Annotated in this window: 9 protein-coding genes; 4 read left to right on the top strand and 5 right to left on the bottom strand. The window is 44.9% G+C overall.

The window, feature by feature from the left end:
* Positions 1-54 precede the first annotated feature (54 nt).
* The 3 genes from ACLFWI_RS17710 to yidD form a co-directional block, all read right to left on the bottom strand.
* Positions 55-429, bottom strand: a complete 375-nt coding sequence (locus tag ACLFWI_RS17710; RefSeq protein ID WP_446408873.1) for a DUF3110 domain-containing protein — start codon at positions 427-429, stop codon at positions 55-57.
* A gap of 69 nt (positions 430-498) precedes the next feature.
* The gene (locus ACLFWI_RS17705; protein WP_446414009.1) at positions 499-1203 is read right to left on the bottom strand and encodes a M15 family metallopeptidase; all 705 of its coding nucleotides are present in this window, start codon (positions 1201-1203) and stop codon (positions 499-501) included.
* 556 nt (positions 1204-1759) lie between these two features.
* Positions 1760-2023 (bottom strand): membrane protein insertion efficiency factor YidD, encoded by a 264-nt coding sequence (gene yidD, locus ACLFWI_RS17700; RefSeq protein WP_446414011.1) that lies wholly within the window; start codon positions 2021-2023, stop codon positions 1760-1762.
* A 48-nt stretch (positions 2024-2071) separates the two neighbouring features.
* Here yidD and ACLFWI_RS17695 point away from each other — a divergent pair, with 48 nt between their 5' ends.
* Positions 2072-2779, top strand: a complete 708-nt coding sequence (locus tag ACLFWI_RS17695; RefSeq protein ID WP_446414008.1) for a diacylglycerol/polyprenol kinase family protein — start codon at positions 2072-2074, stop codon at positions 2777-2779.
* Positions 2780-2802: 23 nt separating this feature from the next.
* Here ACLFWI_RS17695 and ACLFWI_RS17690 read toward each other — a convergent pair whose 3' ends face one another.
* Positions 2803-3393 (bottom strand): hypothetical protein, encoded by a 591-nt coding sequence (locus tag ACLFWI_RS17690; RefSeq protein ID WP_446414007.1) that lies wholly within the window; start codon positions 3391-3393, stop codon positions 2803-2805.
* 825 nt (positions 3394-4218) lie between these two features.
* On the opposite strand from ACLFWI_RS17690, the gene ACLFWI_RS17685 reads away from it, so the two are divergent.
* Positions 4219-5841 (top strand): TM0106 family RecB-like putative nuclease, encoded by a 1623-nt coding sequence (locus ACLFWI_RS17685; protein ID WP_446414010.1) that lies wholly within the window; start codon positions 4219-4221, stop codon positions 5839-5841.
* 649 nt (positions 5842-6490) lie between these two features.
* Here the strand turns inward: ACLFWI_RS17685 and ACLFWI_RS17680 are convergent.
* On the bottom strand, positions 6491-7171 hold the full coding sequence (locus ACLFWI_RS17680; RefSeq protein ID WP_446414006.1) for a response regulator transcription factor: 681 nt from the start codon (positions 7169-7171) through the stop codon (positions 6491-6493).
* A 261-nt stretch (positions 7172-7432) separates the two neighbouring features.
* On the opposite strand from ACLFWI_RS17680, the gene ACLFWI_RS17675 reads away from it, so the two are divergent.
* Together ACLFWI_RS17675 and ACLFWI_RS17670 are read left to right on the top strand one after the other, a co-directional pair.
* Positions 7433-10015 carry a sensor histidine kinase gene (locus tag ACLFWI_RS17675; protein ID WP_446414005.1) on the top strand — a complete coding sequence of 861 codons (2583 nt, stop codon included), beginning with the start codon at positions 7433-7435 and terminating at the stop codon, positions 10013-10015.
* A gap of 297 nt (positions 10016-10312) precedes the next feature.
* Positions 10313-11260, top strand: coding sequence for a histone deacetylase (locus tag ACLFWI_RS17670; protein ID WP_446414004.1), 948 nt, complete (start codon positions 10313-10315; stop codon positions 11258-11260).
* Positions 11261-11470 lie beyond the last annotated feature (210 nt).

The raw sequence follows: 11470 nt of genomic DNA, 5'->3' as shown, positions 1-11470 counted from the left end.
TGCCGTTTGTCCGACAATCCCCACGCTCCACGTCAGTAGCGTGGGGATGTTGAATTACAACAATCCCTCTAGCTGACGGCGAATTCGATCCAGATCAGACATCTCTGGTTCTTGAGTTGGCGTCCCATCAGGTTGCCAGTCTGTTTTTTCCACATTTGTTTCCGGCGGTAATGCCAACATCCCGGTTTCAACCAGTTGGCACTCATAGCCGGCACTTTGGCAGAATTCTTCAATTTCCTCAACCTCCAGCGCTTCCACAGAGGGATTGGGGAAATCCTGGGCTTCCAGCATCCCGCCAAAACGGATGGCGTCATCCTCTGACTCAAACATCAACACCACATTGCGATCGCTGATTTGCAGGGTGTGAATCCCCTCGTTTTCGCTACGAGCATTGAATAAGAGAACATAGACTTGTTTCGGTGCAACCATAACCTGTTCAGATGGGAGTGATCGACAGACAAAAAAATCGTCTTTACCCAGAATATCGGTTTAATTCCCTTAATCACCAGCTACTCGACCATAACGAGCGATAAACCTCTGGCTGGGGTTCTGTTGATGGCACAACCACGCCCACATCTGATCGCCGCAGCAGAAGTGCCACCATTCCCCTGGGTGACGCTGAAATCCTGCCTTTTGCATGATATCCCGTAACAATTGCCGATGGGCATGATAGGGGAGGTGCAACTCCTGGGCGTAGTAATTTGGATGAGAGCGGGGTGAGAGTTCGTCAATCTCCGATCCCATGTCAATCGTTTCACCTGTCTCGTTGACCAGAGTAATATCCACGGCGGCACCCGTACTATGAGGCGGCGGGGTTAAGGGGTCAAGACTCGGTAACGCCCAGATTTGATAAACTTGCTGCCATATTTTCTGGCGTTCAGTTTCCGATAGAGTCGCTGGGTTTAGGTTTTGCGATCGCACCACTTCAGCGAATGTATGGTTGACCATAAATTCCTGAACCGCTACAGGACGATAGGCATCAAAAATCAGGATACGCCAACCCGGACATCGCTGTTGCAGGTAATTTTGAGCTGTAATTAATGCCTCTAACACCGTCTGGCGCAAATGGTAGGGCGATATCTTCCCGTAAGGAGCGCCCAGTTTTTCATAAGGATGAAGGGATTCCACTGCGAACCGTTCCAAGGGTATGGGAACTAGGGGTTCTCCACAGTCTCGAATCGGAATCTGGTAATAGGGTTTCATTTTTCTTGTCCGTGATCATTAGTCCTTTGTTTTTTAGACTAATGACTCAAGACAGGTATAAAAAATCCCCTGACCGTCAGAACAAGCGTTCAGGGGCTAAAGAATACAGTGTTTCCTCTTAGAACATATCCAACTCAAAGAGCGAAATAATCCGTATATTTCCGGAAATTTGCTTGCTAGTTCATTTGTATTACCGTAGAAACACGGAGAGTATTGTATCTTTTCATGAAGAAAGATTAAATTAATTTAAGATGGCGAATTGTCACGGTAAGACCCCCAAGGAAAAAGGACTTACGCTTAGACACGGAGATACTGCTTAGATAACTCAATGGCGTAAGTCCTTTATAAGTCGTATGTGCTTAACTACTATTGTGTATTTCTACTTAGGTAATTCCCTCAGCAATAGTTATGATTCTTAATACGCGATTTAGCGGATTTATCTCTCTTGGCGAAATCTGTAAAACTCACCTCTACAATGGTGCCGAAAGTCCTAATCGATGTGTCTACTGCTATAAGTTATCAGTTTGAGCTAAAACGTTATTGGTAAAACCCGCCCCTACAAATCGGCTCCCCCAGTTCCCCCAGTTCCCCTCTCATCCTTGGGAGTTGCGTCCGGAATCGGATCATAACCCCCCGGATGAAATGGATGACAGCGTAAGATGCGCCGCAGTGCGAGGATACCTCCACGCCACGAGCCAAAGCGTTCAATGGCTTGTAGGGCATAGGTTGAACAGGTTGGATGAAATCGACAGGTTGGCCCAAAGATAGGGGAAATTAAGGTTCTGTAGGCTCGAATCAGCCAAATTAATAAAATTTTCATCATGTAATAGAGTGTTATAGGCACTCCTCTGTTATTCGTGTTTAACTCTTGTTTGACTCAATACCTTTGTTAGAATCAATTCCGTTGTTATGGCTCCACATTAGTATTGTGGCACTGGGGCTAGGTGTGATTGTGCTATCCGCTGAGACACTCCATCGCCGGACTTCTACGAGTTCAGAATTAGCCCGCAAAGTGGTTCATATCGGTACTGGCAATGTGATTTTGGTGGCTTGGTGGTTACAAATTCCCGCCTGGGTTGGTATAACCGCATCCATCATCGCTAGCGCGATCGCACTTTTGTCGTATTATGTACCATTTCTGCCCGGTATCAACAGTGTGGGACGTAGAAGTTTTGGTACGTTTTTCTATGCAGTGAGTATGGGCATCCTCATCGCCTGGTTTTGGTCGCCCCATCAATTCCACTATGCCGCTATTGGCATTTTAGTCATGACCTGGGGAGATGGACTAGCAGGATTAATTGGGCAGCGATTTGGGCAGCATAAGTACCAAATTTTGGGGATGACAAAAAGCTGGGAAGGTTCTTTGACAATGACTCTAATCAGCTATGGGGTCAGTTGTTTAATTCTACTTGGGGTTCAAGGTAATGTTTGGCAAACGTGGTTACTCCCTATCGCTGTAGCGTTAGAGGCTACCGGTTTAGAAATGTTCTCAAAGTGGGGCATGGATAATCTTACCGTACCTGTAGCCAGTGCTGCTTTGGCGTTTTACCTTCATCAACTGTTTCCCTTAGTCTGAGTTTTGAGTGTGTAGGGGCGGGTTTAAGTCAGTGACATTCGCTTGAAAATAGCCCGGATTGCGGCAATAGCGATACAAGCGATACCCCCTATTTCTAATATCCAGTTCATCCTAAATCCGACCACTTGCCAACCTATCAAGGTATCAATATGATGAAAGGATGAGGCGCGAATGACAATAAAACAAGAAAGGAACATTAAACCTAAAAGCGCTAACCGATAGGTTTGCCGTTCAGCATAGATGGCGCGTCCGATTACTGAAACTAAAAGTAACGCCGCAATCACAATTCCTACAATAAATTGCGTCTGAACCATCCGACGCTGCTGATACCAACCCTGAGATAGTGCTATTTCCTTGCCTAATACAGTCACCAAAGACTGTAGATCTAATTGCTTATTAATACCCAGCAATAATAAAAAAATAGCGAAGAATCCCCATAGCCAACGAATTTGATTCACTCGCTGTAGAGGCAAGACGAGCCGATGAGGTAAGGCACTGATCAGGCACAATAACGCTGTGATAAAATACGCCACGACTGTAAACCAGCCCATAAACGTAGGATCACCTATTCCAGGTTGCCAGTGACCATTAATAATAACTGCGAAAAGTTGCATCCTGTGTGGAAAAAAGTTTTAAGTTTTGAGGATAGTAGGAAAAGGTTGAGAATAGCACCGATGTCAGCGAAGTTCGTAGTTGCGCTGTCTTCGCCATCAGCGTTGATATAGCGCTACGCGAAGCGGGAATAGGCAACAGGCAATAGGCTTTCTTTGAAGACAAAAGCTTACCTTACAAGGGATTGAGCGATTTGAATTTTTCTGGATATGTCCTAACCTTAGTGCGTAGTGCTATATCACTGACTACAAACCTTTCACTACAGTTGTTTGGGTTGAACACCTCCTATTCGCCAGCCGTATCCGGGGAGGGGACAGGGGTCAGGCATAGCTCAGTTGTTGCGAGGTAAGATTTGATTGGGTCATCCAGTTTTTTGGATTTATCGTTCTATCTTAACCTAAGATGAATGTCACTGACTTAAGGATGGTGGGCAATGCCCACCCTACGATAGATAAAGGGTTTTGGCGCTCCCCAAATGCTTATTTCAGTGCTATTCAACCTAAGATGGGCTGCTCAAGTATTTCTGCCGCGCTGCACTATCGACTCCGTACCTACCTCGCCCCGCTATCCCTCCCCGTGATGGCGCGTGGAGGACGGGGATTCCCGCGATTCATGTTGAGTTTTGAGTGTGTAGGGGCGGGTTGATGAACTTTCGCACAAGCTATTAATGATAACGTTTATTCAAAACCCGCCCTAACCGAGTTTTAAGTTATGAGTTTTGAATTATGAATTTAAAGTCCTTGTTCCCTGTGCTACGAAAAATGACGGAGCGTGCTTGGCGCTTCGCGAATATGAGCAATCCCCAATCCCCCATCCCCAATGAAGCTATGCTGCTGACGGATGAATTGCTCCTCTATTACAAACGCTGTCGGCGTCGAGCGTTTCTCGATTATTATGGTGATCCGAGTCAAAAAGATCCGCCCCAAGATTTTCTGCTGAAACTGCGCCAAGATAGTTCGGCGCATCGGCAAGCTATCCTCAAAAGCGTCGAATACGAGGGAAGCTATGGTTCTGCTGGAGAAAGTCCACTTCTATCCTTATTACCTACTGGAGCAAACCTGACACCGATACAAACCCCTAAATATGGGCGAGATGATTGGCAAGCGGGAGCGAAGGCGACGTGGGAGTTGATGCAGCAAGGAGTCGATTGTATTGCTAAGGGAGTTTTGCTCAGGCAAACGGTTGAGGGAGTCACGCTGCTGGGTTCTGCTGATTTATTGCTCAAACAGCCAGGACAGTCGATTTTCGGGGATTGGATGTATGTTCCAGTCTCGATTAAATTCGGCAAGCGGGCTAAGGCAGATTATCAAATCATCGCCGCGTTTCATGCCCATCTTCTGGCTGAAATACAGGGAAGTTTGCCCAGTCAGGCTTGGTTAATTTTACGTCGTCAAAATGCCTACTCGGTGACTCTGGATAAATGGTTACCCTTGATGCAGGCGGAGTTGGCAGACTGTATCCAAACCTTGAGACAAGCTCAAGCGCCGGAAGTCTTTATCTCACGGCAAAAATGTGGTCTTTGTCATTGGCATAGTAGCTGTTATGCGATCGCGCAGTCTCAAAAGCATATTTCGTTGATACCCGGTGTTACGCCAAAGCGCTACCAGAGTTTACAGGAGTTAGGGATATCGACGGTAGAATCCCTTGCCCAAGCTGAGATTAGCACCTTGGCTTATGAATTTGGCAGCGAAGTGGGATTAAATTTAGTGCAACAGGCTCAATCGATTCAGTACAATCGTGTGATTCTGCGTCAGAGATTTGAGCCAGCTAGGGAGACTCCACCATTCGACAGGTTGACGGAATCGGAGAACAATGCCAATGGTGCTGGAGTTAATTCTTACTCAGAGTTTCAGCCTTCGATGGGATATACGGATCGATTACCCCAAGCCTCTGTCGAACTCTTCTTTGATATCGAGGCTCAACCTGACTTAAATCTGGACTATTTACTGGGTATCTTAGTAATTGATCGCTCCACCAATACCGAGACATTTCACCCCTTCTTGGCAGAACATCCCGACGATGAAGCCCTCATCTGGCAGCAATTTTTAGACTTGGTGTGGCTCTATCCCGATGCTCCCATCTTTCATTTTTCGGATTATGAAGTTGAAACCGTCAAGCGCTTAGCTAAACTTTACAAAACCCCATTCACCCACCTACAGCCCTTACTGTCGCGCTTTGTCGATGTTCATCAGCAAGTGATGAGTACGGTAACCCTACCCGTGGAAAGCTATTCACTTAAACATTTAGCGCGGTGGTTAGGCTTTGAGTGGCGCGATGCGGCGGTAACGGGTTCTCAATGCGTCTATCTCTATGAACAGTGGCTGACAACAGGCGATCGCGCGGTACTGGAGATGATTCAACGCTACAATGAAGATGATTGCCGTGCTACTTATCACTTGAAGGACTGGTTATGCGGATTTTTGCAGGCAAATGCTCCCACCTCTGCCTGAAGAATACGAAGTTATGCAAAGATTTCTGAAAAAATCAGAACTGGTTATTAATATTACAATTTTCTCTAATCAATCAATGTTAGCGTAGAGAGCATTGAGGGTTTCGCAGTCGTAGAATCGGATGGAAGCCCTCTAGGAACTTTTAAGAGGTGATCGCTATGCTTCCCATCTTCCTGATTCTTCTGATCAGCGCCATCGCAAGTCTCTGGCTGTCTTTACGTGCCTCTCACGAAGTTTCCCGGGTTTTAGCTATAGGTAGCGCCATATTTTGCTTAATTTTTGGGTTTGCTATGGCACCGTGGGCTATTCAGGTTTTGATTGTTCTGTCGCTTCTAGGGATCGAACGGTTATATCCCTTCCGGAAAACAGCCGCTGAATTGGTTACTCTTTCTCCTACCAAAAGACGGTAGTTTTTGACGTTAAGGTCTACTTCAGACTACCATTCAACCAGGGATTCTATTCCTCCAATCTATAACAGAAAAAATTTAATAAATGAATGCCCCAGTTTTAACGCTGGGGTATTTTGATCGGAAGTTTCCCCAGGACATCGGTCAAGAAACCGGGTTTCTTTGGGTGAAAGGTTGATATTTCGTTGTTATCCTCATGAAAAACCCGGTTTCTCGGAATACTTGACCGACGCTCTAAGCAGTTATTCAGAAAGAGATTTGAGACGATAACCTAAACCATGTACCGTTTCAATTAAATCTTCTGGAGCGCCTACTGATCGAAGTTTGGAGCGCAGGCTTTTAACATGAACCTTAATCGTATCTTCTTTCGGAGGATTATCGATAGACCAAACATGCTCAATAATGGCACTCCGACTCATAATTTGCCGCCCATTACGAATGAGCAATTCTAAAAGACTATATTCTTTGGGGGTCAAGCGTAGAGTTTCATCGCCATAGCAGACTTCGTAGGTGGCTGGATCTAAACGCAATTGTCCCCACTCTAAAATAGGAGGCGAAACCGTTTGCCCTCGTCGCAGTAGCGCTCTAATTCTCGCCAGTAACTCGGGAATATCCAGAGGTTTAACCATATAGTCATCAGCGCCTGCGTCCAAACCGATAACTTTATCCGTACTGGTATCGCGAGCCGTGATCATCAAAACTGGCATCTGATAACCATTGGAACGCAAGCGTTGGCACAAATGAATCCCATCCAATTTCGGCAACATCATATCGAGCAAAATTAGGTCGTAATCGAGGGTATTCACTTGCACCCAAGCCGCCTCTCCATCGGAAACTGTATCAACGGCATACCGTTGTATCGCCAGGGCTTCAGCCAAAGCTTCAGCCAAATAAATATCATCTTCGACTAGAAGAATTCTCACTTAAAACATACTATTCCCTTATATGAATTTATCACGAGGTCGCCTCAAAATAAACTTGCTCAACAGAACAGAGAGCGAATTACCTGGACATCAATTGGCTTAACTGAGTTAATAATTGTAAAAAATATCAAGCGCTTGCTCCTGTTCTATGTAAAGAATTGCCTGTTCTCGTGCAGGAATTTAGGTATCCTAATCTAAAGAGGGAACCGCTTATTTGAAGCCGCGATGCACTAGCTGCTGTTATTTCAGAGGAGAACTCAAATGCCAAAATCTATCGGTGTCAAAGTTATTATCGGTGGTTATTGTCTGGCATTACTTATCTTTATAGGGGCTAGTGTCATTTCCTATAGCCACCTAACTCAACTGATGGAAGCTTCCCGATGGATGGACTATAGTGACAAGTTACAGGATGCTCTGCAAGATTTATTGTCTCAGCTCAACAGCACTAATGCGATCGCCCAACACCAGCCATGGCTTTTGCAGCAGATCCCAGCACAAGCACAACTGTTGTTACAAGAACAGTTAAGGGCTGTAGTTACTCAGATCCAGAGAACCCAATTGAGTCTAATTCTGGGGGATAGTCTCAGCATCGCCATACTTATGGTGCTGGGCGGGTTGCTCCTGAAGCAGCATTCTAGATTCAAAGCCGAGTTAGAATTAAGTCGCGATCGCCCTCTGTCTGAAACAACTCTAGAGCATATAGCGCAACGAGAGCAACTCATCCTCAGTAGCGCTCAACGTATCCGCCAAACCCTGGATTTGGACACCATTCTCGAAACCACAGTCACCGAAGTCCGAGAATTTCTTGGCGTTGATCGAGTCTTAGTCTATCGGATTTGGTCTGACGGTACAGGAAGTACCGTAGCCGAATCTGTCACTCCGGATACAGCACCCATTCTGGGACAAACCTTTCCGGCGGAAGTGTTTCCCGAACAGATGCATCAATTGTACTGTCAAGGACGAATTCGCACCGTAGTCAATCCAGAAACCGATGGAGTAACGCCCTGCTTAGTGGAATTTCTCCAGCAGTTAGGTGTCAAATCTAAACTTGTCGTACCCATTCTGCAACAAGAAAAGCTTTGGGGATTGCTGATTGCTCATCACTGTTCTCAACCCAGACAATGGCAATCCTTAGAAATTGACTTACTGTATCAATTAGCCATCCAAGTTACCATCGCCATTCACCAAGCTCAACTTTATCAACAGCTTCAGACGGAATTAATTGAACGTCAATCCATTGAAAAGCAACTGCGTCAAGCCCGTGATCAACTAGAAATCCGAGTTCAAGAACGTACGGCGGAACTGATGCAGACAAACGCTGATCTCCAGACTCAAATCCATGAACGCCAGGAAGCAGAAGCCGCATTAATAATTAGTGAAGAACGCTTTCGGGTTGCTCTGCATAACTCACCGATCACAGTATTTAATCAAGACACAAATTTGCGTTACACCTGGGTCTATAATCCGGCGAGTCGGATTAATACCGACACACTAATTGGAAAATCAGAATTAGAAATGTTTGCACCGGAAAATGCCCAAAAGCTAATGCCGATTAAACATCGTGTCTTGACCACTGGAGTAGGTGAGCGCCAAGAGATATCGATTATCGTAGACGGCAAAGTCCGGTACTACGATTTAACCGTAGAACCCTTACGAAACCATACCGAAGAAGTCGTTGGCATTACCTGTGCCGCCACCAACATTACCGAAATTAGGATTCGGGAACAAGCACTTCGGGAAAGTGAACGGTTTATTCAACGCATTGCTCACGCGATGCCAACGGCTTTGTATCTCTATGATTTAATCGAAAAGCGCAACATCTACACCAATCGACAGATTACTCAACTTATCGGCTACTCCCCCGAAGAAATCCAAGACATGGCACCGACATTTCCGCAAAATCTGATTCACCCAGATGATCAATCTAAATGTACCACTGCTATTAAACGATTTGCCACGGCTAAAGAGGGAGAAATTATTGAGACAGAGTATCGCATCCAACATAAATCCGGGGGATGGCGGTGGCTGTATAGTCGCGAGATGGTGTTCACTCGCACGGCTGATGGTTTACCCCAGCAAATTCTCGGTACTGCTCAAGATATTACAGAACACAAGCAGGCAGAATCAATGCGTCTGGCACTGGCACAAGAGCAGGAACTAAGACAACTCCAGCTTAATTTCTTTGCTATGGCATCTCATGAATTTCGCACACCATTGAGTACTATTATAGCCAGTGTTCAATTATTGAAATATTACTATCCAGAAGGCTCAGATAATAAAATTCGTCGTAATATTGACCGCATTGAGACAACAGCTAAAACCATGACTCAGCTTTTGGGCGATATTTTAACAATCAGCCGAGCGGAAACGGGAAAATTAGAGTTTACCCCTCGCCCATTTGAATTAGAAAAATTTTGTTGTCATTTGGTGGAAGAGATGCAAGTGAATGCTGGTTCAAATTATTTGATTAATTTTATTAGTCAAAATCAATATATTCTTGTCTGCTTAGATGAAAAGTTATTACGCTCTATTTTAATGAACTTACTTTCTAATGCAATTAAATATTCCCCACTAGGTAGTCAAATAGATTTGATATTAACCTGTAGTCAATCTACCGCGACATTTCAAATCAAAGATTCAGGCATTGGGATTCCTATAGAGGATCAGCAAAAATTGTTTAGTATATTTCATCGCGGTACGAATATTGGCAATATTCCCGGAACCGGATTAGGATTAGCTGTGGTTAAGAAATGCTTAGACATCCAAGGCGGTACGATTTCAGTCAATAGTGAAGTAGGAGTCGGTACAACGATGACAATCACAATACCTTTGCCATCGGCATGACTTATAAGTAGGTGGACTTTCATTAAAGTTAACGGTTGAGATTAGGGAACAGGGAACACCTCGGCTCCGCTCGGTGTGTCACAGGGAACAGTAAGGGTTTGAGGGCGATTTAAAAAACCTAATACAGTCCTGTTTTCTTTTGTCCGACTACTTATTGGAGTTTAAAGAACGACAAATTCACTCAGCCAGGGAAAACCACTTTTGACTAATATTTGATGTAGGGAAATGAATTATTTTGCCACCTATCTACACCCACAAACATTCTGTACGTCCAAGCCAATTCAGTCAATTTCTTTCATGGGGCACTCTTTCCCCTATTACAACCAAGTTCGACAGGCTCTTGCCCAAGCTCTTATCGAATATCCTGCACTTCCATTAAGAAAAGCCCAGAGGAGCAATTTCCAGAGCGTTCATACTGCTGAGTATCTCCGAAAACTTGCATTAAACGCTCTTGAAAAACCACTAGATGAGGTAAGTGCCGCCCTACCAGAATTGAGTATTGAGTGCGAAGGCTTGGAGTACGGTTTACCCGGATATCTCTATGGTTTAGGAGGTATGATGGAAGCAATTGATCAGATGAAAAAAGGGAACCTGAAACGTGCCTATTGCTTCAGTATGGTTGGACATCATGCTTACAGTAATTGGGGACACGGTTATTGCCTTTTAAACCCTCTGGCTGCGGCGGCACGATACGCTCAGATGCAAGGATTTGAGAAAATTTTGATGATTGACTGGGATATTCATCATGGGGATGGCACTCAGTCAATTTTTAGCGATGATCCCAGCATTTATTGCATTAGCATTCACAGTGCTGTAGACCTTTATATGGCTAAAGCCTCAGACTTAAAAGCGGGGACAACTACGGCGGCTGAAGCGGTTGGACACTGTAATATTCCTATCCTAAATACATCGTTTCCCGTTGAAGTTTTAGAGGAACTGGGACTAACGGGTAAGTTTTATGATGGACATGAGAGCATCGACATTTTCCAGCAATCTTTAGATTGCCTTCCGTGGCAACCGGACTTGATTACTATTTTTTCGGGTTATGACTCACATCGGGATGATTGTGGTAAATGTACAACAGGTTGGACGAATGCTGATTTCTGCAAACTGACTGAAATTGTATTAGATGCTGCTAAGAGATATAGGTGTCCAGTACTCTCTTCTCATGGAGGTGGCTACCGATTACCAGTTACCGTTGCAGCGGCTGTTGTTCATGTCAAGACTTTAGCAACTTACTTATAGATAAGATAACCCCCTTTTATAGCGCTTCGCGCTGGTCTAGTTACACTTTGTTTGTACGAACATCCCATCTGGACTCAGTTTCAGGTAAGGGAGTTGTAAATACACCAGAGCGATTTGCTATACCACGGCGATTAAAATCGCTGCTACACAAACAAAGTCCGCCTGCGCGGACTGGGTTATAACGGGGGTGTCTAACCCGGATTTGGTATT

It is taken from the genome of Coleofasciculus sp. (assembly GCF_046539235.1).
In the GTDB taxonomy this organism is placed as follows: Bacteria; Cyanobacteriota; Cyanobacteriia; order Cyanobacteriales; family Coleofasciculaceae; genus Coleofasciculus.
Note: the sequence above shows the minus strand (reverse complement) of the source record. Positions and strands in the feature narration are given on the sequence as shown.

Coding starts and splice junctions, on each gene's coding strand:
- ACLFWI_RS17685 (WP_446414010.1), top strand. CDS start 4,219: ATGCTGCTGACGGATGAATTGCTCCTCTATTACAAACGCTGTCGGCGT.
- ACLFWI_RS17675 (WP_446414005.1), top strand. CDS start 7,433: ATGCCAAAATCTATCGGTGTCAAAGTTATTATCGGTGGTTATTGTCTG.
- yidD (WP_446414011.1), bottom strand. CDS start 2,023: ATGAAAATTTTATTAATTTGGCTGATTCGAGCCTACAGAACCTTAATT.
- ACLFWI_RS17705 (WP_446414009.1), bottom strand. CDS start 1,203: ATGAAACCCTATTACCAGATTCCGATTCGAGACTGTGGAGAACCCCTA.
- ACLFWI_RS17690 (WP_446414007.1), bottom strand. CDS start 3,393: ATGCAACTTTTCGCAGTTATTATTAATGGTCACTGGCAACCTGGAATA.
- ACLFWI_RS17710 (WP_446408873.1), bottom strand. CDS start 429: ATGGTTGCACCGAAACAAGTCTATGTTCTCTTATTCAATGCTCGTAGC.
- ACLFWI_RS17670 (WP_446414004.1), top strand. CDS start 10,313: ATGGGGCACTCTTTCCCCTATTACAACCAAGTTCGACAGGCTCTTGCC.